Below are 26,743 nucleotides of genomic sequence, written 5' to 3'. Positions count from 1 at the left end.
GCAGAAGCTAATAATGCCGGTCATGGCTTTTGTCGGGGCAAAACCGGTGATTGCGGATCAAAAGCCTGTGATCCCGACTGGCCTTTGCTGTCAAGACGCTAGTTCTGGCCGAGTTGCCGCCGATGGCAACGGATCCAACAGAAAGCGGAAACGAACCATGAGTGAAATGTCGATGAAGCGCAGGACCTTGATGGGAGCGGGAACGCTCGGCGTGCTCGCAGCGCCCTCGCTGATGACGGGCATTGCAGTCGCTCAGGAAAAATCGGAAAACACCGGCATGAAAGCCAGCCCTCCGACAAGAATGCTCAAGCTTGGCGCGTTCAAGATCGTTGTCGTCAATGACGGCACTCGCGTCAGCGACAAGCCGCACGAGACCTACGGCACCAACCAGCCGCAACAGGCGGTGGCCGAACTGCTGCAGCAGAACTTCCTGCCGACCGATGCGCTGCTCAACAGCTATTCGCCGGTTCTTGTCGATACCGGATCGGACCTCGTGCTCTTCGATACCGGCATGGGCGAGGGCGGTCGGGAGACCGGCGCTGGCCGCCTGCTCGACGGGATCCGCGCTGCCGGCTATTCGCCGGAGCAGGTCTCGGTTGTCGTGGTAACCCATATGCATGGCGATCACATCGGCGGCCTCATGGAGGCCGAAAAACCGGCCTTCGCCAATGCCCGCTATGTGATGGGCGAAGTCGAATACGCCTTCTGGAAAGATCCGGCGCGCGCCGGCACGCCAGCAGAAAACGGTCACAAGGCCGTGCTGGAAAAGGTCGTGCCGCTTGCGGAAAAGACCACCTTCATCGGCGACGGTGCCGCGGTCGTTCCGGGCATTTCGGCCATTGCCGCCTTCGGCCATTCGCCGGGGCACATGGTGTTCCGTCTCGATTCCGACGGCAAGGCGCTGATGCTGACGGCCGATACCGCCAACCACTATGTGTTGTCGCTGCAGCGGCCGGACTGGGAAGTGCGCTTCGACATGGACAAGGCGAAGGCAGCAGAGACGCGCCGCCGGGTGTTCGACATGATCGCCAGCGAACGGCTGCCCTTTATCGGCTACCACATGCCGTTTCCTGCGGTCGGTTTCGTCGAGAAGCAGGGCGAGGGTTACCGTTTCGTGCCTGCAAGCTATCAGCTCGATATCTGATCGGTTGCCGCGCCTCTTCGCGCGAAATTGCTGCTCTGCAACAAATATCGGCCGACGGCGGGACATTTCCCGGCTTTGGCTATTTTCATCCTGACATATCCGTGTTACGAGCCCTCGCCAACTTCCAAGACACGCTTTGAAGTCGCCCGGTGGACAAATCGCAGCCCGTCCCCGGGGATTTTCGCTATTTGAAGGGAATTGGCCATGGCGCGCATCATCGAAACGGCAACTGGTCTGGAGGCTTTGACCTTCGACGACGTCCTGCTCCTGCCCGGGCATTCCGAAGTCATGCCGGGTCAGACCAACATCGCGACCACCATTGCCCAGGACATCGACCTGAACCTGCCGATCCTGTCGTCGGCCATGGACACGGTGACTGAAGGGCGTCTCGCAATCGCCATGGCGCAGGCCGGCGGCATCGGCGTCATCCACCGCAACCTGACGCCGGCCGAGCAGGCCGAAGAGGTTCGCCAGGTCAAAAAGTTCGAAAGCGGCATGGTCGTCAATCCGGTGACCATCGGTCCCGACGCCAAGCTCGCCGATGCGCTCGGCCTGATGAAGCAGCATGGCATTTCCGGCATCCCGGTCGTTGAAAACGGCGGTGCCGGTGGCCAGAAGCAGGGCCGCCTCGTCGGTATCCTCACCAACCGCGACGTTCGTTTCGCCTCGGATCCGAACCAGAAGATTCACGAACTCATGACCCATGAGAACCTGGTCACGGTCAAGGAAAGCGTCGACCAGCAGGAAGCCAAGCGCCTGCTGCACGCCCATCGCATCGAAAAGCTGCTCGTGGTCGACGGCGACGGCCGTTGCGTCGGTCTCATCACCGTCAAGGATATCGAGAAGGCACAGCTGAACCCGAACGCCTCCAAGGATGCGCAGGGCCGCCTTCGTGCCGCCGCCGCCATCTCGGTCGGCGATGACGGCTTTGAGCGCGCCGAGCGACTGATCGATGCCGGCGTCGACCTGATCGTCGTCGACACCGCCCATGGTCACTCGCAGCGCGTTCTCGACGCGGTCGCCCGCGTCAAGAAGCTCTCGAACTCGGTTCGCATCATGGCCGGCAACGTCGCGACTGCTTCCGGCACCAAGGCGCTGATCGATGCCGGTGCGGATGCGGTCAAGGTCGGTATCGGCCCGGGCTCGATCTGCACCACGCGCATCGTCGCCGGTGTCGGCGTGCCGCAGCTCGCTGCGATCATGGGCGCCGTCGAAGCCGCCCAGGCGGCCGGCATTCCTGTCATCGCCGATGGCGGCATCAAGTTCTCTGGCGACCTTGCCAAGGCGATCGCTGCCGGTGCTTCGGCCGTCATGATCGGCTCGCTGCTTGCCGGCACCGATGAAAGCCCGGGCGAAGTGTTCCTCTACCAGGGCCGTTCCTTCAAGGCCTATCGCGGCATGGGCTCCGTTGGCGCCATGGCGCGCGGCTCGGCGGACCGCTACTTCCAGGCGGAAGTGCGCGACACGCTGAAGCTGGTTCCCGAGGGCATCGAAGGCCAGGTCCCCTACAAGGGTCCGGTCGCAGGCGTCCTGCACCAGCTCGCGGGCGGCCTCAAGGCCTCCATGGGTTATGTCGGCGGCCCGACGATCAAGGAATACCAGGAGCGCGCCCAGTTCGTGCGCATCTCCGGCGCAGGCCTGCGCGAAAGCCACGCCCATGACGTGACGATCACTCGCGAAAGCCCGAACTACCCGGGCGCGCACTGATTGCGATTGCATTCGAAGGGCGCCGCGCCATCGCGCGGCGCCCTTCGCTATTTCAGAGTAAGCGTGTTTGAGGGAGTAGCGTAATGACGGGTTTCGAGATTTTCTGGCCGATCGTGGCGCATGTCTTCCTCGTCTTCTGCCTCTATGCTCTTCTCTCCTTCCGCCGGATGGGCCTGGTGCGCGCCGGTACGGCGAATGCCGGCCAGTTTCGCGAAAACCGTGACGAGCCGGGCGAAAGCCTGGTGGTGAAGAACAGCATCGCCAACCAGTTCGAGCTGCCGGTTCTCTTCTACGTCTGCTGCGTGCTGCTCTACATCACCGAGGCCGACAACATCGTCTCCCTCGCTCTTGCCTGGCTCTTCGTTGCCCTGCGCTATGTGCACGCCTTCGTGCATGTCACCAGCAATCGCCTGCGCTATCGCCGCCCGCTGTTCATGGGCGGTGTTGCAACGCTGTTTGCGATGTGGGTGTGGCTTGCCGTCTGGATGGCGATGAGCTGATCCGGCCAGGCGCACCGCCATTCTGACGCAGATCTGAGACAGTCTGCGCCTTCATCTTCCCGTCTTGATGCGTATCAATTACCCGATGCCGCTTTTGCGCGTAGTCTCTCCGGCGTTGGGTAACAACGCATCGGAGGACGAGATGACCGCAACGATGAAAGCCGCCGTGGTGCGCGAATTCGGCAAGCCGCTGGTAATCGAGGATGTGCCGATACCGGAGCCGGGTCCCGGCCAGGTGCTGATCAAATACGAGGCGACGGGCGTCTGCCACACGGACCTGCACGCCGCCAACGGCGACTGGCCGGTCAAGCCGAAGCCGCCCTTCATCCCCGGACATGAAGGCGTCGGCTATGTCGCCAAGCTCGGCAGCGGCGTCGCGCGGCTGAGAGAAGGCGACCGCGTCGGCGTTCCGTGGCTGCACACCGCCTGCGGCGGCTGCACGCCTTGCCGCACCGGGTGGGAAACGCTCTGCGGCAGCCAGCAGAACACCGGTTATTCCGTCAACGGCACGTTTGCGCAATACGGCCTCGCCGATCCTGACTTCGTCGGCCGCCTGCCGGCAAAGCTCGAATTCGGGCCCGCGGCCCCCATCCTTTGCGCCGGCGTCACCGTCTACAAGGGCTTGAAGGAAACCGAAGTGCGTCCGGGCGAATGGGCGCTGATCTCGGGCATCGGCGGACTCGGGCACATGGCGGTGCAATATGCCAAGGCCATGGGCATGCATGTCGCCGCCGTCGATATCTTCCCGGACAAGCTGGAGCTTGCCCGAAAAATCGGTGCCGACCTCGTCGTCGATGCGCGCGACAAGGATGCGGTCGAGCAGGTGCAGAGGGCGACCGGGGGCGTGCATGGTGCCCTGGTGACGGCCGTCGCGCCCAAGGCGATGGAGCAGGCCTTCAACATGCTCCGCTCCAAGGGAACCATGGCGCTGGTCGGCCTGCCGCCCGGCCAGATGTGCCTGCCAATCTTCGATACGGTTCTGAAGCGCATCACCATCCGCGGCTCGATCGTCGGGACGCGGCAGGATCTGGAGGAATCGCTCGAGTTCGCCGGTGAAGGCAAGGTCGCCTCGCACTTCACCTGGGACAAGATCGAGAACATCAACGCCATCTTCAAGCGCATGGAGGAAGGCAAGATCGACGGTCGCATCGTGCTTGATCTCAACGACTGATCGGCGCGCGTGGTCCCTTGGCCTGTGAAGTGAGAGGAAACACGCGGCAGTAACGCAAGTTTGTATGTTCGAGACCGCCCGCCGACTTATTCTGTCGCGGGCGGTTCTGTCTGCCGCCGCGGGAGATAAGAACCGAAGGAGGCTGGCATGCAGGAACCGAAAATCACGCAGGCGATGATCGACGCCTACGACGAGTACACGCATCTGACCCTCGATCGCCGTCGTTTCATGGAAAAGCTCACCGGCCTGGCAGGCTCTGCCGCCGCAGCCGCCGCGATTGCGCCGCTGCTTGCCGCCAGCGGCGCCAAGGCGGAAATCGTCGCCCCGACCGATAGCCGCGTCAGCGCCGAGGACATTACCTATCCTGGCGCCGGCGGCGACATGAAAGGCTACCTCGTTCGCCCGGCAGAGGTGAGCGGCAAGCTGCCGGCCGTCATCGTCATTCACGAGAACCGCGGGCTCAACCCGCATATCCGCGACGTCGCCAGGCGGATGGCGCTCGAAGGCTTCCTGGCGCTGGCGCCGGATTTCCTGTCGCCTGCGGGCGGCACGCCGACGGACGAGGACAAGGCGCGCGAGATGATTGGCGCGCTCGATGCGGCCGCGACGACGGCGAATGCGGCTGCGACTGTGGCGTTTCTCGAAGGACATGCGCAATCGACCGGCAAGGTCGGCGCCATCGGCTTCTGCTGGGGCGGTGGTCTCGTCAATCGGCTTGCGGTCGGCTCGCCGGACCTGAAGGCCGGCGTCGCCTATTACGGCGCCCAGCCCAAGGCGGAGGACGTGCCGAAGATCAAGGCGGCGCTGCTGCTGCACTATGCCGGGCTCGACGAGCGCATCAATGCCGGTATCGAGGCCTACCAGAAGGCGTTGAAGGACGATGGCAAGGACGCGACCATCTACGTCTATGACGGCGTCAACCACGCCTTCAACAACGACACCTCGGCTGCGCGCTATGACAAGGCCGCAGCGGACCTTGCCTGGAGCCGGACGGTCGAGTTCCTGAAGGCCAAGCTCGCCTGAGCTTTGCCGGACTCAGGCGGCAGCCGCCTGAAGAATGTCGTCGGCGCAACCGCTGATCGCCGCTGCGAGCGCTTCCATGTCGCGCTCGCGCGGACTGCTGCGCCGCCAGACGAGGCCGATCTCGCGCGCCGGCTCGGGAGCGGCGAAGGGCACGATCCGGATCGAGTTGCGCGCTGCCTCGGTCGCAATGGCAATCTCAGGGATCAGCGTCATGCCCATGCCGTTGGCGACCATCTGCAGGAGCGTCGTCATCGAGGTCGCTCCGAACGAGACCAGGCGCCGCTTGCCCGCCGTGCTGCAGACGGCAAGCGCCTGGTCGCGCAGGCAGTGGCCTTCCTCAAGCAGGAGCAGCTGTTCGACATCCACCTGGTCTTCGGTCAGTGGCGACATCAGGATGTTTCGCTCGTCGTCCGCCATTGCCATGTAGAAACGGTCGGAGAAGAGCGGCTTCGTCGAAAGGCCGTCTGTTTCGATCGGCAAGGCGGCGACAACGGCATCGAGCAGGCCCTCGCCGAGATCGGCGACCAGTCTTGATGTCACCGACTCCTTCAGTTCGATCTCGATCGCCGGATAGACACGGCGCAGGTGCGGCACCAGCCGCGGCACGAGATAGGGCGCCAGCGTCGGGATGACGCCGATGCGGATCCGACCTTCGAGCGTGCCGGAACTGGTGCGCGCGCTCATCTCCAGTTGATCCACCTCGGCAAGGATGGCGCGGGTGCGGGCCAGCACTTCTTCGCCCTTGCGCGTGAGGAAGACGCCGCTGCGGCTACGCTCCACCAGCTTCACGCCCAGGTGGTTTTCCATTTCCATGATCTGGGCAGAGAGCGCCGGCTGGCTGACATGGACGAGTTCGGCCGCCTTGCCGAAGTGGCGAGCGGCGGCAAGCGCCTCGAAATAGCGCATTTGTCTGAGTGTAAGCATGATAGGAAAATATTATCGATTTTTAATTTTTATGCAATTGGAGATTATCGAAGCGCTGTGGGAAAAACCTTCTGCCAGAGCGTTCGGGCTTTGATCGCCGCGCAGGTTGCGGCTGGTAGTCGCCGTGGCTGCCGTCGGTCCTGTGCGACCACCCGGACGCGAAACCCTTTGACAGGAGGACGCGATGTCTGATCGACCCATATTGACGACGAGTGCCGGAGCCCCGGTGCCGGACAACCAGAATTCGCTGACGGCCGGCCCGCGCGGCGGCGTCATGATGCAGGACTATCAGCTTATCGAGAAGCTGTCGCATCAAAACCGCGAGCGCATTCCCGAGCGTGCCGTTCACGCCAAGGGTTGGGGCGCCTATGGCACGCTGAAGATCACCGGCGACATCTCGAAATACACCAAGGCCAAGGTTTTGCAGCCCGGCGCCGAGACGCCGATGCTGGCGCGGTTCTCGACTGTTGCCGGTGAACTGGGTGCTGCCGACGCCGAGCGCGACGTGCGCGGCTTCGCGCTGAAATTCTATACGCCCGAGGGCAATTGGGACCTCGTCGGCAACAACACGCCGATCTTCTTCGTTCGCGACGCTTACAAGTTCCCGGACTTCATCCACACCCAGAAGCGCCACCCGAAGACCAACCTGCGTTCGGCGACCGCGATGTGGGATTTCTGGTCGCTGTCGCCGGAAAGCCTGCATCAGGTCACGATCCTGATGTCCGATCGCGGATGTCCGGTGTCGCCGCTGCACATGAACGGCTACGGCTCGCACACCTTCTCGTTCTGGAACGACGCCGGCGAGCGCTATTGGGTCAAGTTCCATTTCAAGACCCAACACGGCCACAAGCACTACACAAACGCCGAGGCTGCCGACGTGATCGGCCGGACGCGCGAGAGCTACCAGGAAGCGCTCTATGGCGCGATCGAGCAGCGCAACTATCCGCGCTGGACGCTTCAGGTGCAGATCATGCCCGAGCTCGAGGCGGAGAAGACGGCCTATGATCCCTTCGACGTCACCAAGGTCTGGCCGCATGCGGATTATCCGCCGATCGAGGTCGGCGTGCTGGAGCTCAATCGCAACCCGGAGAACTATTTCGCCGAGGTCGAGAACGCCGCCTTCTCGCCGTCCAACATCGTGCCCGGCATCGGCTTTTCGCCGGACAAGATGCTGCAGGCCCGGCTGTTCTCCTATGCCGACGCCCACCGCTACCGGCTCGGAACGCATTACGAGCACATTCCGGTCAACCGGCCAAAATGCCCGGTGCATCACTATCACCGCGATGGCCAGATGAACACGTTCGGCGGCATTCAGACCGGCAATCCGAGTGCCTATTACGAGCCGAATTCGTTCAACGGCCCGGTCGAGCAGCCCTCCGCGATGGAACCGCCGCTACGCATCAGCGGCGACATGGCCCGCTACGACCACCGCGAAGGCAACGACGACTACGTCCAGCCGCGTGCGCTCTTCAACCTCTTCGATGCCGGCCAGAAGGCGCGCCTGTTCTCCAACATCGCCGCGGCGATGGGCGGCGTGCCGGGGCCGATCGTCGAGCGCCAGCTTGCGCACTTCAAGCGCGTCCACCCGGACTATGAGGCCGGTGTGCGTGCCGCCCTTCACGCGGCCCACGGCTACGAAGCCGACGCCGTCGGCGCGGCAGCCGAATAGACTCGGTATCGAGTTCGGCCACGTGCTGATCTCTGGACAAAAAAAGGCCACGCACCGGCTTGGTGCGTGGCCTTTTCCGCTTTCTGCAGCTCTTACCAGCCCGGCAGCATATGGCTCTGCCGGAGGCGCGGATAACGCGGGAAGCCCTTGATGTCGGCCTCGAGGTCGTCGTTGGCGCTGATCGGCGTGATGTTGTCGAGGCAGGCGGTGATGTGGTTGCTGATCGCGTTCGAAAGCGAGGGCGAAAGGCCCGGACGCTTCATGATGCCGATCTGCACCGGCGCCAAGGCCGGGAAGCCGTCCGCAAGCGTCAGCACCTTCATGCCCGGGCGAAGTGCCGATTCCGGCAGGACAGAGACGGCCATGCCGGCCAGCACCGCGGCGGCGACGACCGTCGACGACCAGCTGGTGAACAGGATCTGGTACTCCCGACCCGTCGCATCGAGTGCGGCGCAGGCCGCCTGGCGCCACAGACAGTCACGCCGGCCGACAGCAAGCGGGATCGGTGCGTTCTCGGGCAGCGGGTGGTTGATCGAGCTCACCCAGCAGAGCGGTTCGGTCCGCACCACGTCCGACGCGCGGGCACGCGGATTGTGCGTGACGAGCGCGATGTCGAGGTCGCCCTTGGCCATCTTCTCGGCGAGGTCCACGGAGGGCTCGCAGATGATGTAAAGCTCGACATTCGGATGCGTCTTGGCAAAACGCATGATGATCTCGGGCATGTAGCGGTCGGCGTAATCGTCTGGCGTGCCGATCCGGAGCGTGCCTTCGAGGCGATTGTCGTCGAAGGAAGCGATCGCCTCGTTGTTGAGGCGGATCATCCGGCGCGCGAAATTGAGCAGCCGGTCGCCTTCGACCGTGAGCCGGTTGCCGCGGCCGTCCTTCATGAACAGCGCCTTGCCGATGCGCTCTTCCAGGCGGCGCATCTGCATGGAAACGGCGGATTGGGTCTTGAAGACCCGGTCGGCCGCCTTGGTGAAGCTGCCCGTATCGGCGATCGCGACAAAGGTCTGGAGCTGATCGATATCAAGGGGTGCGGACATGGCCGTAATGCATCCATAAGATTGTTTGATGAATATCATTAAAAACATTCGTTGGACTGATCAATAAGGATTTGCGATCTATCGGAAGCAAATTCATCGATCCCCGGCCGGCAATTTCGCCGGCGAATCCCAAACTCTTTGGCCCGCCCCTGCGTATGATCTCCCCGCAGGGGATGGGCCTCTTCGTGCCTGAAAGGAGAAATTGTCATGCGCACGACACAGCACGCCCTCGATCTCGACCTCGTTGCCGGAACGCAGTCCTATGCCTCCCGCGCCGTCGGCGTGACAGGCATGCTAACGTCCGTATGGCAGCTCCTCCGAAATCGCTATGCGATCGGCCGTCTGAACGACCTGGATGACCGCCAGCTCCTCGACATGGGGCTGAAACGCGAAGATGTGCGCGAGGCGATTACCTCGCCCTTCTTCGACAATCCGGCGAGTTACCTGACACGCGCGTCGCGAAACCGGGCGAGCCTCTTCTACAAAGGGGCCCGCCACGACTGATCGTCCCCAATGGCGCATCCCGCCGCTTGAGATGTGCCAGTCGAGCATGATCCGCGAAAGCCTGCCGCCGCCGCGGGTCATGCTGCGAAATTCGGTGCCGCTGACCTCAACGGTCGCGCGCCCAAACGTTCCCCGCAGGGTAGAGCCAATAGACCCTGCCGCTTGGCCCGGTGCATGACCAAGACATGCACCGGGCCTTTTTCTTTCCAAAGCTGTTCGAAACAACGCGCTGATGCCCACACGCGCGGGCGATCGCTGCGTCCGATGGAGGCGCGGGATGTGCTGACGGGGAGGCTTGGCCTCAGCTCTTCGTGCCGGGGCCGGTCTTGTAAAGGTCGAACAGCGCCTCGACGTTCTTCTGGTATTCTTTCTGCATCTCCAGCCCGGTGTCGAACATGCTGTTCATGACCTGGGAGAATTGGGCCAGCGCCGGATTGTCGGCTGCCGGCTTCTGCGCGCCGGCGGCACCCGCCTGCATCATGTCCTGAAACGCCTTGACGAAGGGGTTGTCGGCAAAGACGTCGGCTGTCTTCGGCTTCTCTTCCTTCTTCGGGGCCATGCCGAAGAAGCCCTGCATCGCCTGGGTGAAGGGGTTGTCGAACGGGTTCGGCTGCGGTTCCGGCTTCTTGGCGAAACCGGCCGCTTCCATCCATTGCCGCATCGCGGTCGCCATCGGGTTGTTGGCAAAGGCATCGCTTGCGGCGGCAAATTGCCCGGTTGTCTGCTTGAACAGCCCGCCCATCAGCGTATCGGCCATCACAGGCAGCATCTGCTTGTAGATCTCCTGGCTGACGCCGGTGACCTGGGCCGCCTGCGCGGCGATCGCGCGCGACATTTCCTTCGAGCCGAACAGTTGCCCGAGAACGCCGTTGCCGTCGGCCATGCCCTGCGGCGTGAAGGCCTGGCTCATGTCTTCGAAGTATTTGGCGTAGTTGCCGCTGCCGAGCGCCGTCAGCAAGGCGCCGAAGTCGTAGGGGTTGGCGGTGTTGCGCTTGAAAGCCGCCGAGAAGGCCGGCAGCAGCGCCGCTGTCGCCTTCGTCATCTGCTCCTGGGCGATGCCGAACTGTTGCGCCATCAGCTCGATGGCCTTGCCGTTCTGCGCCTGCGCGAACATGTCGAAAAGCGGTGCCATCCCAGTTCCCCTTTATGGACGCGCGGCGCTCTAAGCGACGCATATCCTTGCACTATAACGGGAAATCAGGGACTGGGAACCGCTTTTTGAGAGGGCCGCGACGAGCACCGCGCCCCTGTCCGAGCCTTAATACTGGTACTCGGCAAAGACCGGGTCTACGGAGCCGTTCCAGCGGCCATTGTAGAGCGCCAAAAGGTCTTCCGCGAGCGTTGCCTTCTTGGCCAGCACCTCGTCGAGCGGCGCCAGGAACTGGCTTTCGTCGATACCATCGCCGTTCAGCCTGTTGCGGCGCTTCAGACCGCCGCGCGAAATGGAGATGACCTCGCGGGCAACGTCGTAAAGCGTGCCGGTGCGGAACTTGGCGGCAAGCGCCTGAGCCGGCACGGCGTTGCGCATGGCACTCACCTCTTCGAAGGTCCAGTCGCGCGTCAGTGCCTCGGCGGCGTCGAGTGCCTCGCGGTCGTAGAGCAGGCCGACCCAGAAGGCCGGCAGCGCGCAGATCCGCCGCCACGGGCCGCCATCGGCGCCGCGCATTTCGAGGAAGCGCTTCAGGCGCACGTCGGGGAACAGCGTCGAGAGATGGTTGGTCCAGTCGCCCATGTTCGGCTGCCAGTCGGCGACCTCGCCCTTGAGTGCGCCGCCCATGAACTGGCGGAAGGTGATGTGGGTGCAATCGTGGTAGTGGCCGTCGCGCACGACGAAGTACATCGGCACGTCGAGCGCCCACTCCACATAGTCGGCAAAACCGAAATCGGGACGGAAGGCGGACGGCAGCAGGCCGGCGCGCTGGTTGTCGGTGTCGCGCCAGATGTCGCCGCGCCAGGAGAGAAGCCCGTTCGGCTTGCCGTCGGTAAAGGGCGAGCTTGCAAACAGCGCGGTCGAGAGCGGCTGCAGCTTCAAGGACACCTGCATCTTGCGGCGCATGTCCTCTTCCGAGGAGAAGTCCAGGTTCACCTGGATCGTGCAGGTGCGATACATCATGTCGAGGCCCTGGGTGCCGACCTTCGGCATGTAGCGGCTCATGATGCCGTAGCGCGATTTCGGCATGCGCGGGGTCTCATCAAAGGTCCACTTGGGGCTGCCGCCGATGCCGAGGAAGCGGATGCCGAGCGGCTCGGCGACTTCGCGCAGCACCGCCAGATGCTGGTTCGATTCCTTGCAGGTCTGGTGCAGGTTTTCGAGCGGCGCGCCGGAAAGTTCGAACTGTCCACCCGGTTCCAGCGAGATCGCGCCATTGCCCGACTGTTCGGCAAGGCCGATGATGTTGCCTTCGTCGATGATCGGTTCCCAGCCGCTTTTCGCCGCCATCCCGTTCAGAAGCGCCTGGATGCTGGCCTCGCCGAAATAGGGGACGGGGCTGTTGTCCGCCTTAAAGAAGGCGAACTTTTCGTGCTCCGTGCCGATCCGGAACCGCTCCTCCGGTTTCGAACCTTCTGCCAGGTAGGCGGTCAGGTCAGCGACAGAGGTTACCGGCGTCTGGTCGGTGGTATCTCGGGCCATGAGCGTCTTCTTTTGTTTGGGCGGCTCCCGCAGGTTAGCGGGAGTTGATGGAGGCTGCTTGAACCGTAATCAGGTGCGGTGCAAGTCAATTTCTTTCAAGATCTCATCAAAAAAAGTAGGACATTTTCTTGCTCTGGAGCAAGCACCGCGGAAATGGGTACTGGTGACCCAATCCTGCCTTGCCGGAGAGATCGTCCCCTTCTAGGGGAGCGAGCGGTGTCCGATTTGCCCGGGAACGACCGGCTATCGCCAGTCGCCGACAGTTGCCTGGATGACCGCCATGGCGGCGACGGCTGCCGTGTCGGCCCTGAGGATGCGGGGCCCGAGCGGAATGGCGGTGACGAAATCGAGGCTGTGCAGCAGTGTGCGCTCGGCTTCCGAGAAGCCGCCTTCCGGGCCGATCAACAGCGCGAGCTTCTTTTCCTTGATGCCGGCGAGGATCGGCACCGGATTCTGGCTGTCGCTGCCTTCGTCGCAGAAAATGATGCGCCGGTCGCTCTGCCAGGTGGCAAGCAGGTCTTCGAGCCGGCGTGGTTCCTCGACATGGGGAATGCCGAGTACGCCGCATTGTTCGGCCGCCTCGATGACGTTGGCGCGAACCCGCTCGATGTTGCCAAGCTTGCCCTGCACATGTTGCGTCATGACCGGCTGCAAAGTGCCGGCGCCCATTTCGACGGCCTTCTGCACGAGATAGTCGAGCCGCCCGACTTTGAGCGGGGCAAAGAGATAGACGAGATCGCAAGGCGCCGGCTGGGGGCGCGTCTGCTCGACGGGCGTCAGCACCAAGCGCTTCTTGCTGGCGAAGGAAAGCTCGGCCCGCCACTCGCCGTCGCGCCCGTTGAAGGCGAGGATCGAGGCGCCTTCTTCATAGCGCAGCACGTTCACCAGGTAGTTGAACTGTTCCTTGGACGCCTCGTGCGCCGAGCCGGCACTCAAGGGGTGTTCGACGAACAGTCGCTGCATGCGAAAATTGGCGCGCATTGAGGAGGCCTTCAGGTGAAAATGCCGGAGAGGATGAAATAAAGTACGGCCGACAGGGCGGCAGAGGCCGGGACGGTGATAACCCAGGCGCCGATAATGGTGAGGAAATGCGAGCGACGGACGAGATGCCGGCGCCGCACCTCGGCAAAGTTGGTTTCCGCCGATTCCATGAAATCCGCCTGTCCCGTTTTTTGCCGGACATATTCGAGCCGCCGCTTGGAATTGCGGATGTACCATTCGCGGAAGAAGCCGACGCCGAAGACGGCGCCGACGGCCGTGTGCGTCGAGCTGATGGGCAGGCCGAGCGCCGATGCCAGCAGCACGGTGACCGCGGTGGCCAGTGCCACACAGAAAGCGCGCATCGGATTGAGCTTGGTGATCTCCTGGCCGACGACTCGGATGAGCTTCGGGCCGTAAAGCAACAGACCGATCGAGATGCCGAGCGCGCCGATCGCAAGTTCCCACAGGGGCGCCGGTGATTTGTCCGTCGTGATGACGCCGTCGAGCGCCGAGACGATCGCGGCCAAGGGACCGATGGCGTTGGAGACGTCGTTGGCGCCGTGAGCGAAGGAAAGCAGTGCCGCCGCTACGATCAACGGCAGGCGGAAGAGTCGGCGCAGCGACTGGTTGCGGTTTTCGAGCCCTTCCGATTGGCTGGCGATCCAGGGCTTTGCCTGCAGATAGACCGCAAAACCAGCGACGCCGCCGGCAGCAAGACCCACGGGCATGGTGATCGCGGCCACCTGAACCAGTGCGATCACCGCGAGATAGGCCATGAAGCAGCCGGCGGTGACGCCAAGGATGACCGGCATCCATCGCCTGGCCGCGGCGATCTTGTCCTCGCGGTAGATGATGAATTCCTTGAGGAAAGCGAGGAGGGCTGCGGCGATGGCGCCGCCGAGTAGCGGCGAGACCGACCAACTGAGCGTGATGCCGGCGAGCGACCACCATTGCACGCTCGAGAAGCCGGCCGCCGCGATGCCGGCGCCGACGATGCCGCCGATGATCGAGTGCGTGGTCGAGACCGGCGCCCCGGAATAGGTGGCGATGTTGATCCAGGCCGCCGCGGAAGCGAGTGCCGACATCATGATCCAGACGATTGCCTGTGGTCCAAGCACGTCTTCGCCATAGACGATGCCCGCCTCGATCGTCAGCGCGACCTGCCGGCCGGCAAGCAGCGCCCCGGCGATCTCGAATATCGCGGCGATGGTGAGCGCCGTCGCCATTGACATCGCCTTGGCGCCGACTGCGGCGCCAACGTTGTTGGTCACGTCGTTCGCGCCGATGTTCATGGCCATGTAGCCGGCAATGGCAGCTGCCGCGATGATGATCGGCGCGCTGGCGGAGCTCGTCACGAAGCTCGCGGCGAAGGCCATGCTCAAGAGCAGGAACAGCCCGGCGAGCGCAGGTGCCGCAAGGCTGCGCTTGACATGTTGCGACGCCTCTTCGGCAAGGCTGAGCTTGTCGAGGTCTTTGTCGATCGTTTGTTTTGCGAGGCGTATGCGCGGCTGTGCCACTACCTGGAACTCCATTGTCACGACGGCCACTAAGGCCACAGCGACACGCATTCAAGTGGATTTGATGGACATCCGTATGGCGCAGGCCGGGAACCCGCGTCTGGCGGCGTCGAATGCTCTTGGAATGCTTGAAAAGGCTAGCCGTTCACAGCCTTCGGCATCGGGCTCGACGCGCTCCCCATGCGTTCACCGAAGGCAAGGATGAGATCTTTCAGAGACGGTTCGGCAACCCGCGAGGCCGCTTCCTTGTAGTCGACCCATTCGAGCTGTCGGCGCCCTTCCTCGGGGAAGTGCTTGCAGAGATCGTCGACTTCCAACGCGTGCACCTGCACCTTGACCGAAATCTTCAGCCCGTGATCCATGCGCTTCTGGTAGAGATAGTAGCCGGCGGTCGCCTTCTGCACATGCCCCTTGACGCCGGCTTCCTCGTAGGCTTCGCGCTCGGCCACTTCATGGGCGCGCTTGCCCTGCATCGGCCATCCCTTGGGAATGACCCAGCGGCCGGTATCGCGGCTGGTGATCAGGAGGATTTCGAGGGCCTTGGTCTTCTTGCGGATCCGATAGCAGAGCGCGGCATACTGCATGCGCGCCGGTCGACGCAGCATCAATTGGACATCGGATGCGAGCCTGTTCAAGAAGTTCAAGGTCGTCGGTGCTCCTCTCGGCGAATCAGTGGCTTTAATTGCTTTGCCGGCCAGTATGGCAGCGTCCTGCAGCGTGTAAATGTCGCGGGCATTCGGCAGCCGGATATGCGGTTTGCTTTCCGCAGAACTGTGGTCCGGATACGACAGGATATGGTGTTTTCGCGGCATATTTGCAAACCGACCGACAGCCATACGTTGTCGTCGGATCACGATTGGTTTCGGGGTGGAACGGTTCGAGATCGCAAGGGCGATTGATTCCGACCGGAGAGGCGGCTGCAGGGTAGAGCCGGGGGACGGGCGCGGGCCCGATCTGTCAGTTCGCGCGGTCGCGCTGCTGCATGCGCAGGCGGGCGATGCGGTTCCATTCTCCGGTGCGTTCCGCCTCGCGGGTGGCGGCGGCGACGAAGTCGATATGGCTCTGCGAGGCGGCTTTCGCCTTCGCCGGATCCCTTGCCATGATCGCCTCGTAGATCGCTTCGTGCTGCACAAGAAGCCGGTCGCGCGCCCCCGGCGCATCGAAGACCGAATTGCGATGGAAGAATATGCCCTGCTGCAGCAGCCGGTAGCAGGCGCGCAGCGTATGCAAGAGAATGATGTTGTGGGCGCTTTCGCCGATCGCCTGATGCAGTTCGATATCAGCTTCGAGTTCGGCGTCAAAATCGCCGGCGCCGTGCGCTCTGCGCATGCGCTCGATGATCCGTGTCAGGATGTCCCGGTCGTAATCCGTCGCGCGGGTGGCGGCGAGTTCCGCTGTCAGCCCCTCAAGCTCGCGCCGGTATTCGAGGTAATCCTGGGTTGCCTTGTGATGGCGCGCAATGAGGTCGATCAGCGGCCTGGAAAAGATCTGCCCGACGACGTCGGCGACGAAGGTGCCACCGCCGTGGCGGCTTTCGACCAGGCCACGCCCTTCGAGTTCCTTCAGCGCCTCGCGCAGGATCGGCCGCGACACGTCGAAGCGCTTGGAGAGTTCCCGCTCGCCGGGCAGACGGTCGCCGTCGCGCAATACGCCTTCGAGGATCAAAAGCTCGATCTGCTGCACGACCTCGTCCGCCGTGCGGCTATGGCTGATACGGGCGAAAAGGTCGATCTGGTCTTCGGTCACGTCTGGTCTCCAGATCACGAGGATTTCGGCCGGGTTTGCCCTAAATCGCGAATGTGGTCGGTTTGCATGCGGCAAGGGCGAAAGGAGCGTCGATGCTCAGCGCCGCTTCCTGTCAGCGCCGCAATCTAGGCAGGTCGCGCAAAGTGGTCAATTTGATTGTCCACTTGGGTGCGTCCGATTGGATGCGACTGACAAAAGTCAAACTGCGGCAATGCGTCCTTTGTTCTTTTGCTCTTTCCGTTGATAAGAAAGTTGTGATGAACGCGTGAGGGGGACAAGGCGCTTCATGGCAAAGGGTAGTTTTGCATTTCCGGTGGCGCCGATGCGCGCTTTGGCCTTGGGCGAGGTTCATTCGCGTCCCTATGCGCTGGTGACCACGCCGCGGGTGATCTTTCAGCTCGCCTTCCTGACAGATGGTGGCTCGATCGTCGATCACGCCGTGCTGTCGGAGCTTTCGCGGGCCCGCGGCATCGCGCCGCCCGGCCGTGACGCCAACCATCACGCGATGCCTTGGGGGCAGGGCACGCTGCGCTGGGAGCGTCATACCGAATTCTCCACCTATTTCTGGGACGCGCCGCCGCCGGAGAAATTCGGCGGCGATGTGCCGATCCATCCGTTCGGCGACGGCTTTTCGCCGCCCGGCTCTCTGATCTCCGGCATCCGCCTCGAGATCCGGCCGGATACGCCCGAGACCCGCGAGGCCATCGGCCTCTTCGATCCGACGAGCCTCTGTTACAGCGAGACCAAGAACGGCCAGGCGGTGATCGTCACCGACTTCCGCCAGAACGGTGACGGCCTGACGCAGATCCTGGTGATCGATCGCGGCATGACGGAAGCCGGTACCGGCGCTCTCGTCCAGCGCTTGCTCGATATCGAAACCTACCGGACGCTGGCGATGATGGGCCTGCCGCTTGCGCAGTCGCTGTCGCCGGAAATCCGCCGGACGGAGGACGGGTTGACGGCGGTGACCCAGCGCATGAAGGAAAACGTGCGCGAGGAGGCCGACGACATGTTGGCCGAGATCACTCGGCTCGCGGCCGATCTCGAGGCCGGTGCCGCGCTCAGCCTCTATCGCTTCGGCGCCAGCCGCGCCTATTACGGCATCGTCCAGGAGCGCATCCGCACGCTCGCCGAAACGCCGGTGCCAGGCTACGAGACCATCGGCACCTTCCTCGAACGACGTTTGGCGCCGGCCATGCGCACCTGCCAGTCGGTCGAGGAGCGCCAGGCGAACCTGTCGCGCAAGCTCGCCCGCGCCACGGCGCTGCTTCGAAGCTGGGTCGATGTCGAGCTTGAACGGCAGAATAGCGCGCTTTTGAACTCGATGGACCGGCGCGCCAGGTTGCAGTTGCGCCTGCAGCAGACCGTCGAAGGCCTGTCGGTCGCCGCCATCTCCTATTACGTGGTCGGGCTGTTCGGCTATCTCGCCAAGGCGGTCAGCCACGAGCTGCCGATCGATCCCGGTCTCTTGACCGGGCTTGCCGTGCCCTTCGCCGTTGCCGGGGTCTGGCTGATCGTGCGCCGCATTCGCCGCCACCACGAGGACAGCGAGCATAAGTAAGCAATTCCAGCAAAAGTGTGCAGCGGTTTTGCGTCCGGAATTGCGGAAAACAAAGATGCCAGGCCGGTTCGCCTACTGCTCCCAATAGGGGATCGGTCCGTAGAGTTCGGCGAGATAGTCGATGAAGAGGCGCACCTTGGCCGGGAGGAACTGGCGGCTTGGGTAGACGGCCGAAAGCGTCAGCTGCTTCGAACCTTCCCATTGCGGTAGCACCTGCACCAGCTGGCCGCTGCGCAATTCCGGGCCGATATCCCAGGTGGAGCGCAGTGCAACGCCGGCTCCGGCGATGACGGCGGCGCGCACAATCTCCGAGGAATTGGTAACGAGCGGCCCTTCCGGGTGCCAGACCAGCGCGCCCTCCGGCCCTTCGAGCTTCCAATTGTCGTTGTTATGCGCCGGCAGGCAGAGGTGGTTGGCGAGGTCGCCGATCTCTTTCGGTGCGCCGTTGCGGGCGATGTAGTCCGGCGAGGCGCAGAGCAGCCGGCGGACGGGGGCAAGCTTACGGGCGACGAGCGACGAATCCACCAGTTCGCCGATCCGGACCGCCATGTCGAAGCCTTCCGCAACGATGTCGGTGAATTCGTCCGTCAGCACGATGTGCAATTTCAGATCCGGATGGTCCTTCATGAACTTGGTCAGATGCGGCGCGATGTGCATGCGGCCGAAGGAGGTGGGCGCCGATATCCGCAGCACCCCGAGCGCATGCGACGAGCGACCCGACGCATAGGCTTCCGCCTCCTCGATGCCGGTCAGAATGCCGAGCACCCGGTCGTAGAAGCCCTGGCCGGCTTCCGTCAGCGAAATCTGGCGCGTCGTGCGTTGAAGGAGGCGCGTGCCGAGCCGGTCTTCGAGTCTCTTGATGCGCTTGGAGATCACAGCTGGGGAAAACCCCAGCGCCCGCCCCGCTGCCGACATACTGCCGGTGGAAACGACCCGTGCAAAAATCTCAAGATCGCCTAAATTCGTCATCAATCGTTGCCATTATTTCCAAAACGGAAAAGCTCAATAGCATTTGCGAGGCCTCTGTCCTAGTGGTAAAGAAAATGAACCAATCGATACGCGGCGGGAGGAGCTGATGGCGGAGACAATCGGTTTTCTGCAGCCGAAACCAGAGGTTATCGCCCGGCGCCGCGAGATTATCGCCGACCTCTCGGACCTGCTGCCCGAGGGCTGTCTGATCAGCGACGAGCGCGGACTGAAGCCGTTCGAGACTGATGCCTTCATCGCCTATCGCCGCATGCCCCTGGCGGTCGCCTTGCCGGAAACCACCGAACAGGTGGCCGCGCTCCTGAAATACTGCAGCCGCTACGGCGTTCCGGTCGTGCCGCGCGGGGCCGGTACCTCGCTTTCGGGCGGTGCCATCCCACAAGAGGATGCGGTCGTCATCGGCCTCTCGAAGATGTCGCGCATCCTCGATGTCGACCTTTTCAATCGCACCGCCACCGTTCAGGCGGGCGTTACCAACCTCAACATCTCCGAGGCGGTTTCCGCCGATGGCTTCTTTTATGCACCCGACCCGAGCTCGCAGCTCGCCTGCACGATCGGCGGCAACATCGGCATGAATTCCGGCGGTGCTCATTGCCTGAAATACGGTGTCACCACCAACAATCTGCTCGGCGTGAAGATGGTGCTGTTCGATGGCACCGTCGTCGATCTCGGCGGCAAGGCGCTGGATGCGGCGGGCTATGATCTGCTTGGCCTCGTCTGCGGCTCGGAAGGCCAGCTCGGTATCGTCACCGAGGCGACGGTGCGGTTGATCGCCAAACCGGAGGGAGCCCGCCCGGTGCTCTTCGGCTTTGCCTCGTCGGAGGCGGCCGGCGCCTGCGTCGCTGATGTCATCGGTTCCGGCATCATTCCCGTCGCGATCGAGTTCATGGACAAGCCGGCGATCGAGATCTGCGAAGCCTTCGCCCACGCCGGCTACCCGCTCGATGTCGAAGCGCTACTGATCGTCGAGGTCGAAGGCTCCGAGCCGGAGATGGATGCGATGCTCGCGAGCATCGTCGCGGTCGCGCGCCGTCACGGGGTCGCGACCATCAAGGAATGCCAGTCGGCCATGGAGGCGGCCGCGATCTGGAAAGGCCGGAAATCCGCCTTCGGCGCCACCGGCCGCATCGCCGACTATATCTGCATGGACGGCACCGTGCCGCTCAGCCAACTCTCCCATGTGCTTGCCCGCACCGGTGAGATCGTCGCGAGCTACGGCCTGCGCGTCGCCAATGTCTTCCACGCCGGCGACGGCAACATGCATCCGCTGATCCTGTACAACATCAACGACCCGGAGGATGCGGCGCGCGCCGAGGCTGCCGGGAACGATATCCTGAAGCTTTGCGTCGACGCGGGTGGCTGCCTCACCGGCGAGCATGGCGTCGGCATCGAAAAACGGGATCTCATGCTGCATCAGTACAACCAGATCGACCTCGACCAGCAGATGGCGGCGCGCGCTGCCTTCGATCCGCAATGGATCCTGAACCCGTCCAAGGTCTTCCCTCTTAAAGGGCGTCCCGCCGCATGATCGTGCATTTCGAACCGGCCAGCGAAGAGGGGATTGCGACTGTCGTTCGCGCCATGGCGGCGGACAAGGCGTCGCTCACAGTGATCGGCGGCAACACGCGCTCCGGCCTCGGCAATCCTGTGCGTGCCGATCGGGTGCTGTCGACCCGCCGCCTTTCCGGCATCGTCAGCTACAATCCGGCCGAAATGACGATTACCGCGCTTGCGGGAACGCCACTGCGCGAGATCGGCGAGGCATTGGCCGAAAACCGGCAAATGCTCGCCTTCGAGCCGATGGATCACCGGCCGATCTTCGCCTCCTCGGGTGAGCCGACGATCGGCGGGGTCTTTGCCGCCAACGTGTCCGGCCCCAGGCGCTATGTCGCCGGTGCCGCCCGCGACAGCCTGCTCGGTGTGCGTTTCGTCAACGGCGAAGGCGAGGCGATCAAGGCCGGCGGGCGTGTGATGAAGAACGTCACCGGTCTCGATCTGGTCAAGCTTTTGGCTGGCTCGCATGGCACGCTCGGCATCCTCACCGAAGTCACCTTCCGCGTCCTGCCGCTGCCGCCGGCGTCGGAGACCATCGTCGTCTCCGGGCTCAACGATGCCGAGGCGGCGGCGGTCATGGCCGAGGCAATGGCGCAGACAACTGAGGTTTCCGGCGCGGCGCATCTGCCCGAGAGCGTGCGCGGACGGTTCCTGGATGGCAACCTTCCGGATGGTGCAGTCACCGTGCTTAGGCTCGAAGGGCTGGAGGCATCCGTTGCGATCAGGGCTGAAAAGCTGACAAAGGCAGTCGGCCGCTTCGGCGCGGTGACGCGGCTTGATGCATCGCAAACAGCAAGGCTTTGGACGGAGATCCGCGACGTCAAACCCTATGCCGACGGTACCAGGAAGCCGCTCTGGCGCGCGTCCGTCGCCCCGTCGCTTGGCCATCAACTGGTAGCAGCACTGCGGCTGCAGACCGGCGTCGACGCTTTCTACGACTGGCAGGGCGGTCTCGTATGGTTGCGCATGGAGGCCGATCCCGAGGCGGAACTGGTGCGCCGTTACATCAAGGTTCTCGGCGGCGGCCACGCGACCCTCGTCAGGGCCGATGACAGCTACCGTCAGGCCGTTTCATCGTTTGAACCGCAACCCTTGCCCGTGGCACAGTTGAGCGAGCGCGTGCGCGCGAAGTTCGACCCGCACCGGATCTTCAATCCCGGCCGCATGGCCGCGATTTCCTGAGCGCATTCGCAAGGGAACAGGAGAGACAATCATGAGCGATAAGGGTCCGCAGACACCGTTCTCCCGGGAGACCGATCGCTGGCTGGAGCCGGGCAAGATCAACGTGCAGGTGATCTATGTCCTTTATCTCGTCGGGTTTGCGGTGGGCATCACGCCGATCATCGGCGTCGTCATGGCCTATCTCAATCGTGGCAAGGGCGCGCCGTGGGTCCAGACGCACTATGTCTGGGCGATCCGGACCTTCTGGATATCGCTGCTGTTCCTGTTGATCTCGCTGTTGCTGACGGTGGTGCTTGTCGGCATCCTCGGCTTCATCGCCACCGCTGTCTGGATCGTCGTGCGCTGCGTCGTCGGCCTGCAAAGGGCCGCGCGCGAAGAGCCGATCACCAATCCCGAGGGCTGGATGGTTTAGGCCGGTATGCAACCGGAGACCGGCAAGGTCGAAGGAAGCTGAAAACAGAATGTTGCAATCGACCGCGGCGCGAAGCGCCCGGTTCCGCAGGACGAAGAGTGGAGTTCGCACTTGCAGACCAATTTTACCGCCGCGCAGCTCGCCGATCCGCACGTGGCCGAATCCGAGGCCATTCTGCGCAAGTGCGTGCATTGCGGCTTCTGCACCGCGACCTGTCCGACCTATGTGACGCTCGGCGACGAGCTCGATAGCCCGCGTGGGCGTATCTATCTCATCAAGGACATGCTGGAGAACGGCCGGGCGGCCGACAAGGAAACGGTCACCCATATCGACCGCTGTCTGTCGTGCCTCGCCTGTACCACCACCTGTCCCTCCGGCGTCGACTACATGCATCTCGTCGACCATGCCCGTGTGCATATCGAAAACACCTATCGCCGCCCGTTCAAGGACCGGCTGGCGCGTTCCGTGCTCGCAGCCGTGCTGCCCTATCCGCACCGCTTTCGCCTGTCGCTGAAGGCAGCCGGCCTTGCCCGGCCGCTCGCCGGACTGATGAAGCGCGTCGCCTTCCTGAAAACCTTTGGCGTGATGCTCGATCTGGCGCCCGCCGTCGTGGCGGAGCCCTCGGCTTCGGCCACACCCGGCGTTCATGCGCCCAAGGACAAGCGTGTCGGCCGCGTTGCGCTGCTCAGCGGCTGCGCCCAGCCCGTGCTGAAGCCGGAAATCAACGAGGCGACGATCCGGCTTCTGACACGATTTGGTGTGGAGGTGGTCGTTTCGGCTGGCGAGGGCTGCTGCGGCGCGCTGGTGCATCACATGGGCCGCGAGAACCAGGCGCTCGAAGCCGCGCGCCGCAACGTCGATGCCTGGCTCAAGGTCGCCGACGAAGGTGGACTCGACGCCATCGTCATCACCGCTTCGGGCTGCGGAACGACGATCAAGGACTACGGCCACATGCTCAGGCTCGATCCCGCCTATGCGGAAAAGGCCGCACGGGTCTCGGCGCTGGCCAAGGACATCACCGAGTATCTGGCGACCCTCGACCTGCCGGAACAGGAGGCGCGCGGCATGACGCTCGCCTACCATTCCGCCTGTTCGATGCAGCACGGCCAGAAGATCACGCTTGCGCCGAAGCAGCTTCTGAAGCGCGCCGGCTTCGTCGTGCGCGATCCGGCCGAGGGCCATCTCTGCTGCGGTTCGGCCGGTACCTACAACATCCTGCAGCCGGAAATCTCGGCCAAGCTGAAGGCGCGCAAGGTCAGGAACATCGAGGCAACGAAGCCGGATGCGATTGCGACCGGCAACATCGGCTGCATCACCCAGATCGCCAGCGGCACCAAAATCCCCATCCTGCATACGGTCGAATTGCTCGACTGGGCCTATGGCGGGGCAAAGCCTGAGGGGCTCTGAGGCAAAGCAAAAGGCCGGCCACCTTTCGGGAGCCGGCCTTTTTGGTGGGTGGAAGTTTCGGAGTCCTCAGCCGCCAAAGATCTGGCGGAAGATGTCGACGCCGCGATCGTCGAAATAGGTGTCGCCGGCCTTGCTGCCGGGGCCGATGACGATGACCTTCGTGCCGACGTCAGCGCGGTCGTAGAGATGCTCCACGTCCTCGTTCATCATGCGGATGCAGCCGGACGACATGTTCTGGCCGATGGTCCAGGGCTGGTTGGTACCGTGGATACGGAAGATCGTGTCGCGGCCGCCCTTGTAGAGATACATGGCGCGGGCGCCGAGCGGGTTGTCGATGCCGCCTTCCTGGGTGATCGGCAGGATGCGGCCCTTGGCGGCCTCGCGGCGGCGCATTTCGGCCGGCGGCGTCCAGGTCGGCCATTCGGCCTTGCGGCCAACCTTCACGACACCCGACCAGCCGAAGCCGTCCCGGCCGACGCCGATGCCGTAGCGCGTCGCGCGGTTCGGGCCGTCGATGTAGTAGAGAAACTTGTTGTTGGTATCGACGATGATCGTGCCGGGGGCTTCGTCGGTGCGGAAGCGAACCTTGGTGCGCCAGTATTGTTTTGCCGGCTTCTTCGGAGTGGCCACGAGTACAATGTCTGACGACTGGATCTTGGGGCCTGCTACGGGCGCCGGCGTGAAAGCCGAGGCGCTGGCGGCCACAAGAATAGTGCTGGTCGCAATCGCGATTGCGACCACTTTGCTGGCATGACGCTTCATTTACGATTCCCTCTAAACCCTCGTTGCAGGCAGGCTATGCAAAACGCATCGAAGTTCAAGCCCGCGATACATCCGGTAGATCAAACGTGATCACAAAACTGGCCTGTCCTTACGCTGCTGTTGCCTGAAAATCACGCATAGGCAACAGCAACACGGGTGAGGAGAGGGGAATATTCTATGCAGTGCTGCAATTAGATGACGATAACCTTCGTGCCCACTTTCACGCGCTCGTAAAGATCGACAACGTCTTCGTTGCGCATGCGGATGCAGCCGGAGGAAACGGCATAGCCGATCGTCCAGGGGGCGTTGGTGCCGTGGATGCGGTACAGCGTCGAGCCGAGATACATGGCGCGTGCGCCGAGCGGATTTTCCGGGCCGCCGTCCATGCGGGCCGGCAGGTAATGGCCCTTGGCCGCCTCGCGGGTGATCATCTCCTGCGGCGGCGTCCAGCTCGGCCATTCCGCCTTGCGGGTGACCTTGTGGGCGCCGGCCCATTCGAAGCCCGGCTTGCCGACACCGACGCCATAGCGCCGTGCCTCACCGTTGCCGGTCACCAGATAGAGGAAGCGGTTGTTGGTATCGATGACGATCGTGCCCGGCTTTTCCTTGCTCTCATAGGCGACCGTCTGCGGCAGGTACTGCGGATCGAATTTCGATTTCACCGGCCGCTGGGCGCGCATGGCATTGGCCGGCTGGATCAGAGGATTGACGGCGCGGCGCTTGACCTGAGGTTTCGCGACCTGTCCCTGCTGATAGAACTGTTTTCGGGTGGCCTGCGGAATCTGCTGCCGGTAGATCACCTGCCGCGTGCGCGCCTGCTGTCCGCCGAGCTGCATCACCCAGGGGGCGGTGAGGTCGGGACTGACGACGACGGGCGGCCTGTTCTGATACCGGTCCTGCGCTCCGGCCGGGCCAGCCACGAGGGTCAGAAGAGAGGCGGCTATAAGAAGAGACTTTTTCAACATCGGACGGACTCGCTACCTTTCGCCGAAAATCACTGAAGGGGGCGCAGTCTGCCGGTGAGCGGAATGCTCGAACGGACGGGTTGCGCCTTGGCAATGGGGGCAATCGTGTCATTTGGAGGGCGACCGAATGGTAAACGGTGCCTCGTTAAAAGCCGATGGCGCCGATAAAGCTTTGGGTAGGGTTATCCGCTGCTTTAGGAATCTGGTTTGCAAATGGTAAAGGCAGGAAAATGAGCAGGATGGAGCAAAGAGGGCGATGACGGCCAAGGGCATTGTGATCGGTGAGGACGGATTTTTGCGTTGCGCCTGGCAGGGAAATCTCGACGATTATCGTCGCTACCATGACGAGGAATGGGGGCGCCCGGTCACCGACGACCGTCGGCTTTTCGAGAAGATCTGCCTGGAAGGTTTCCAGTCCGGCCTGTCCTGGCTGACGATCCTGCGCAAGCGCGAGGCGTTTCGCGCCGCCTTCGCCGGTTTCGATTTCGACGCGGTCGCAACGTTCGGCGACGCGGAAATCGAGCGTTGCCTTGCCGATACAGGCATCGTGCGTCATCGCGGCAAGATCGTCTCGACGATCAACAACGCGCGCCGCGCCCAGGAACTGAAGCAAGAGTTCGGTTCGCTGGCGGCCTATTTCTGGTCCTATGAGCCGCAGGCAGCCGAGCGTCCGCAGGTGGTGACCTATGAAGCGATCGTCGCCAATCCGACGACCCCGACCTCGACCCGCATTTCCAAGGATTTGAAGAAGCGCGGCTGGACCTTCGTCGGCCCGACGACGATCTACGCCTTCATGCAGGCCATGGGCCTCGTCAACGATCACATCGAAGGCTGCCACTGCCGCACGGTCGTCGAGGAGTTGCGTGGCAAGCTTGCAAGGCCCCAGGCCCGCGTCGCCTGATGAGTGCGCCCGTCGTCTGCCTGACGACGGGTGTTTGCCGGTGGCGTTGGGACTGCGGGTTCAGCCGCCGTTCTTGGCGAGCCACGCCTTCATCGTCCTGATCTCGCCTTCCTGCGCCTTGATGACCTCTTCGGCCAGCTTGCGCAGCGTTTCGTCCTTACCGTATTCGAGCTCCACCTTCGCCATGTCGATCGCGCCCTGATGGTGGGCGATCATGCCGCGCACGAAGTCGATGTCCGCCTTGCCGGTGTAGGTGATGTCCATGTCCTTGTGCATGCGGGCATTGGCTTCGGCGAAGGCTTTGCTCGAAGGCGAATTGTCGCCCTTCGGCATCGCGGTTTCGGTCGCTCCATGGTGCATGCTGCCGTGTCCGGACTCCTCTGCCAACGCAGGAAAGCCGAGGCAGGCGGAAAGCGCGAGGGCGGCGATCAGCAGTTTCAGCGACATGGTG

At 63.3% G+C, this 26,743-nt stretch carries 25 protein-coding genes; 13 read left to right on the top strand and 12 right to left on the bottom strand.

Annotated elements, in window-relative coordinates:
• Positions 1-157: 157 nt before the first annotated feature.
• From IB272_RS01830 to IB272_RS01810, 5 genes are all read left to right on the top strand, one after another.
• Positions 158-1,144 carry an MBL fold metallo-hydrolase gene (locus tag IB272_RS01830; RefSeq protein WP_244546717.1) on the top strand — a complete coding sequence of 329 codons (987 nt, stop codon included), beginning with the start codon at positions 158-160 and terminating at the stop codon, positions 1,142-1,144.
• Between the two features lie 204 nt (positions 1,145-1,348).
• A complete protein-coding gene (guaB, locus tag IB272_RS01825) occupies positions 1,349-2,851 on the top strand; it encodes an IMP dehydrogenase (protein ID WP_034800902.1) in 1,503 nt (500 codons plus the stop codon).
• Between the two features lie 83 nt (positions 2,852-2,934).
• Positions 2,935-3,351 carry an MAPEG family protein gene (locus IB272_RS01820; RefSeq protein WP_060516461.1) on the top strand — a complete coding sequence of 139 codons (417 nt, stop codon included), beginning with the start codon at positions 2,935-2,937 and terminating at the stop codon, positions 3,349-3,351.
• A gap of 142 nt (positions 3,352-3,493) precedes the next feature.
• Positions 3,494-4,522 (top strand): alcohol dehydrogenase AdhP, encoded by a 1,029-nt coding sequence (adhP, locus tag IB272_RS01815; protein WP_060584042.1) that lies wholly within the window; start codon positions 3,494-3,496, stop codon positions 4,520-4,522.
• A 147-nt stretch (positions 4,523-4,669) separates the two neighbouring features.
• Positions 4,670-5,545, top strand: coding sequence for a dienelactone hydrolase family protein (locus IB272_RS01810; protein ID WP_060584044.1), 876 nt, complete (start codon positions 4,670-4,672; stop codon positions 5,543-5,545).
• A gap of 12 nt (positions 5,546-5,557) precedes the next feature.
• Here the strand turns inward: IB272_RS01810 and IB272_RS01805 are convergent, their stop codons facing one another.
• Entirely contained in the window at positions 5,558-6,469 is a 912-nt protein-coding gene (locus tag IB272_RS01805; RefSeq protein ID WP_060584046.1) for a hydrogen peroxide-inducible genes activator, read from the bottom strand.
• 184 nt (positions 6,470-6,653) lie between these two features.
• On the opposite strand from IB272_RS01805, the gene katA reads away from it, so the two are divergent.
• Positions 6,654-8,138: a catalase KatA gene (gene katA, locus IB272_RS01800; protein WP_060584047.1), complete on the top strand. Its 1,485-nt coding sequence runs from the start codon at positions 6,654-6,656 to the stop codon at positions 8,136-8,138.
• A gap of 92 nt (positions 8,139-8,230) precedes the next feature.
• On the opposite strand, the gene IB272_RS01795 is transcribed toward katA, so the two are convergent.
• Positions 8,231-9,181: a LysR substrate-binding domain-containing protein gene (locus tag IB272_RS01795; RefSeq protein WP_034800917.1), complete on the bottom strand. Its 951-nt coding sequence runs from the start codon at positions 9,179-9,181 to the stop codon at positions 8,231-8,233.
• Positions 9,182-9,388: 207 nt separating this feature from the next.
• On the opposite strand from IB272_RS01795, the gene IB272_RS01790 reads away from it, so the two are divergent.
• A complete protein-coding gene (locus IB272_RS01790) occupies positions 9,389-9,685 on the top strand; it encodes a DUF1127 domain-containing protein (protein WP_034800920.1) in 297 nt (98 codons plus the stop codon).
• A gap of 301 nt (positions 9,686-9,986) precedes the next feature.
• On the opposite strand, the gene IB272_RS01785 is transcribed toward IB272_RS01790, so the two are convergent.
• From IB272_RS01785 to IB272_RS01760, 6 genes are all read right to left on the bottom strand, one after another.
• The gene (locus IB272_RS01785) at positions 9,987-10,817 is read right to left on the bottom strand and encodes a DUF937 domain-containing protein (RefSeq protein ID WP_060516453.1); all 831 of its coding nucleotides are present in this window, start codon (positions 10,815-10,817) and stop codon (positions 9,987-9,989) included.
• A gap of 126 nt (positions 10,818-10,943) precedes the next feature.
• Positions 10,944-12,317 carry a glutamate--cysteine ligase gene (locus IB272_RS01780; RefSeq protein ID WP_034800925.1) on the bottom strand — a complete coding sequence of 458 codons (1,374 nt, stop codon included), beginning with the start codon at positions 12,315-12,317 and terminating at the stop codon, positions 10,944-10,946.
• Positions 12,318-12,560: 243 nt separating this feature from the next.
• Complete coding sequence (locus IB272_RS01775) at positions 12,561-13,298, bottom strand: 16S rRNA (uracil(1498)-N(3))-methyltransferase (protein ID WP_060584049.1); 738 nt, start codon at positions 13,296-13,298, stop codon at positions 12,561-12,563.
• Positions 13,299-13,309: 11 nt separating this feature from the next.
• Positions 13,310-14,815 (bottom strand): inorganic phosphate transporter, encoded by a 1,506-nt coding sequence (locus tag IB272_RS01770; RefSeq protein ID WP_060584345.1) that lies wholly within the window; start codon positions 14,813-14,815, stop codon positions 13,310-13,312.
• A gap of 137 nt (positions 14,816-14,952) precedes the next feature.
• Positions 14,953-15,459: an NUDIX hydrolase gene (locus IB272_RS01765; RefSeq protein WP_060516578.1), complete on the bottom strand. Its 507-nt coding sequence runs from the start codon at positions 15,457-15,459 to the stop codon at positions 14,953-14,955.
• Between the two features lie 313 nt (positions 15,460-15,772).
• Positions 15,773-16,561, bottom strand: a complete 789-nt coding sequence (locus IB272_RS01760) for a FadR/GntR family transcriptional regulator (protein WP_089044715.1) — start codon at positions 16,559-16,561, stop codon at positions 15,773-15,775.
• 286 nt (positions 16,562-16,847) lie between these two features.
• Here IB272_RS01760 and IB272_RS01755 point away from each other — a divergent pair, with 286 nt between their 5' ends.
• Positions 16,848-18,122, top strand: a complete 1,275-nt coding sequence (locus IB272_RS01755) for a DUF3422 family protein (RefSeq protein WP_034800929.1) — start codon at positions 16,848-16,850, stop codon at positions 18,120-18,122.
• Between the two features lie 72 nt (positions 18,123-18,194).
• Here IB272_RS01755 and IB272_RS01750 read toward each other — a convergent pair whose 3' ends face one another.
• Positions 18,195-19,091: a LysR family transcriptional regulator gene (locus tag IB272_RS01750; RefSeq protein WP_034800931.1), complete on the bottom strand. Its 897-nt coding sequence runs from the start codon at positions 19,089-19,091 to the stop codon at positions 18,195-18,197.
• A 106-nt stretch (positions 19,092-19,197) separates the two neighbouring features.
• Between IB272_RS01750 and IB272_RS01745 the strand changes: the two genes are divergently transcribed.
• The 4 genes from IB272_RS01745 (at position 19,198) to glcF (ending at position 23,664) form a co-directional block, all read left to right on the top strand.
• A complete protein-coding gene (locus IB272_RS01745; RefSeq protein ID WP_060584051.1) occupies positions 19,198-20,637 on the top strand; it encodes an FAD-linked oxidase C-terminal domain-containing protein in 1,440 nt (479 codons plus the stop codon).
• A complete protein-coding gene (gene glcE, locus IB272_RS01740) occupies positions 20,634-21,845 on the top strand; it encodes a glycolate oxidase subunit GlcE (protein ID WP_060584052.1) in 1,212 nt (403 codons plus the stop codon). The genes IB272_RS01745 and glcE overlap by 4 nt, the downstream gene beginning before the upstream one ends.
• Before the next feature lie 31 nt (positions 21,846-21,876).
• On the top strand, positions 21,877-22,257 hold the full coding sequence (locus IB272_RS01735; RefSeq protein WP_034800937.1) for a membrane protein: 381 nt from the start codon (positions 21,877-21,879) through the stop codon (positions 22,255-22,257).
• A gap of 111 nt (positions 22,258-22,368) precedes the next feature.
• Complete coding sequence (glcF, locus tag IB272_RS01730; RefSeq protein ID WP_113135449.1) at positions 22,369-23,664, top strand: glycolate oxidase subunit GlcF; 1,296 nt, start codon at positions 22,369-22,371, stop codon at positions 23,662-23,664.
• A gap of 66 nt (positions 23,665-23,730) precedes the next feature.
• Here glcF and IB272_RS01725 read toward each other — a convergent pair whose 3' ends face one another.
• Both IB272_RS01725 and IB272_RS01720 read right to left on the bottom strand, forming a co-directional pair.
• Complete coding sequence (locus IB272_RS01725; RefSeq protein ID WP_034800943.1) at positions 23,731-24,426, bottom strand: L,D-transpeptidase; 696 nt, start codon at positions 24,424-24,426, stop codon at positions 23,731-23,733.
• Between the two features lie 191 nt (positions 24,427-24,617).
• Positions 24,618-25,391, bottom strand: coding sequence for a L,D-transpeptidase (locus IB272_RS01720; RefSeq protein WP_034800946.1), 774 nt, complete (start codon positions 25,389-25,391; stop codon positions 24,618-24,620).
• A gap of 256 nt (positions 25,392-25,647) precedes the next feature.
• Between IB272_RS01720 and IB272_RS01715 the strand changes: the two genes are divergently transcribed.
• Complete coding sequence (locus tag IB272_RS01715) at positions 25,648-26,292, top strand: DNA-3-methyladenine glycosylase I (protein WP_060584055.1); 645 nt, start codon at positions 25,648-25,650, stop codon at positions 26,290-26,292.
• A 60-nt stretch (positions 26,293-26,352) separates the two neighbouring features.
• Here IB272_RS01715 and IB272_RS01710 read toward each other — a convergent pair whose 3' ends face one another.
• Positions 26,353-26,739: a DUF305 domain-containing protein gene (locus IB272_RS01710; RefSeq protein ID WP_060584056.1), complete on the bottom strand. Its 387-nt coding sequence runs from the start codon at positions 26,737-26,739 to the stop codon at positions 26,353-26,355.
• Between the last annotated feature and the right edge of the window lie 4 nt (positions 26,740-26,743).

The sequence above is a fragment of the Ensifer sp. ENS08 genome (assembly GCF_014852195.1).
In the GTDB taxonomy this organism is placed as follows: Bacteria; Pseudomonadota; Alphaproteobacteria; order Rhizobiales; family Rhizobiaceae; genus Ensifer; species Ensifer adhaerens.
The sequence above is the reverse complement of the archived record's forward strand: the minus strand, read 5'-3'. Positions and strand labels throughout refer to the sequence as shown.

Excerpts from the sequence above, each read along its gene's own strand:
- IB272_RS01780 (WP_034800925.1), bottom strand. The coding sequence starts at position 12,317 with ATGGCCCGAGATACCACCGACCAGACGCCGGTAACCTCTGTCGCTGAC.
- IB272_RS01830 (WP_244546717.1), top strand. The coding sequence starts at position 158 with ATGAGTGAAATGTCGATGAAGCGCAGGACCTTGATGGGAGCGGGAACG.
- IB272_RS01775 (WP_060584049.1), bottom strand. The coding sequence starts at position 13,298 with ATGCGCGCCAATTTTCGCATGCAGCGACTGTTCGTCGAACACCCCTTG.
- IB272_RS01810 (WP_060584044.1), top strand. The coding sequence starts at position 4,670 with ATGCAGGAACCGAAAATCACGCAGGCGATGATCGACGCCTACGACGAG.
- glcE (WP_060584052.1), top strand. The coding sequence starts at position 20,634 with ATGATCGTGCATTTCGAACCGGCCAGCGAAGAGGGGATTGCGACTGTC.
- IB272_RS01725 (WP_034800943.1), bottom strand. The coding sequence starts at position 24,426 with ATGAAGCGTCATGCCAGCAAAGTGGTCGCAATCGCGATTGCGACCAGC.
- IB272_RS01820 (WP_060516461.1), top strand. The coding sequence starts at position 2,935 with ATGACGGGTTTCGAGATTTTCTGGCCGATCGTGGCGCATGTCTTCCTC.
- IB272_RS01755 (WP_034800929.1), top strand. The coding sequence starts at position 16,848 with ATGGCAAAGGGTAGTTTTGCATTTCCGGTGGCGCCGATGCGCGCTTTG.
- IB272_RS01745 (WP_060584051.1), top strand. The coding sequence starts at position 19,198 with ATGGCGGAGACAATCGGTTTTCTGCAGCCGAAACCAGAGGTTATCGCC.
- IB272_RS01735 (WP_034800937.1), top strand. The coding sequence starts at position 21,877 with ATGAGCGATAAGGGTCCGCAGACACCGTTCTCCCGGGAGACCGATCGC.
- IB272_RS01805 (WP_060584046.1), bottom strand. The coding sequence starts at position 6,469 with ATGCTTACACTCAGACAAATGCGCTATTTCGAGGCGCTTGCCGCCGCT.
- IB272_RS01750 (WP_034800931.1), bottom strand. The coding sequence starts at position 19,091 with ATGACGAATTTAGGCGATCTTGAGATTTTTGCACGGGTCGTTTCCACC.
- IB272_RS01795 (WP_034800917.1), bottom strand. The coding sequence starts at position 9,181 with ATGTCCGCACCCCTTGATATCGATCAGCTCCAGACCTTTGTCGCGATC.
- adhP (WP_060584042.1), top strand. The coding sequence starts at position 3,494 with ATGACCGCAACGATGAAAGCCGCCGTGGTGCGCGAATTCGGCAAGCCG.
- IB272_RS01710 (WP_060584056.1), bottom strand. The coding sequence starts at position 26,739 with ATGTCGCTGAAACTGCTGATCGCCGCCCTCGCGCTTTCCGCCTGCCTC.
- IB272_RS01720 (WP_034800946.1), bottom strand. The coding sequence starts at position 25,391 with ATGTTGAAAAAGTCTCTTCTTATAGCCGCCTCTCTTCTGACCCTCGTG.
- IB272_RS01790 (WP_034800920.1), top strand. The coding sequence starts at position 9,389 with ATGCGCACGACACAGCACGCCCTCGATCTCGACCTCGTTGCCGGAACG.
- katA (WP_060584047.1), top strand. The coding sequence starts at position 6,654 with ATGTCTGATCGACCCATATTGACGACGAGTGCCGGAGCCCCGGTGCCG.
- guaB (WP_034800902.1), top strand. The coding sequence starts at position 1,349 with ATGGCGCGCATCATCGAAACGGCAACTGGTCTGGAGGCTTTGACCTTC.
- IB272_RS01785 (WP_060516453.1), bottom strand. The coding sequence starts at position 10,817 with ATGGCACCGCTTTTCGACATGTTCGCGCAGGCGCAGAACGGCAAGGCC.
- IB272_RS01715 (WP_060584055.1), top strand. The coding sequence starts at position 25,648 with ATGACGGCCAAGGGCATTGTGATCGGTGAGGACGGATTTTTGCGTTGC.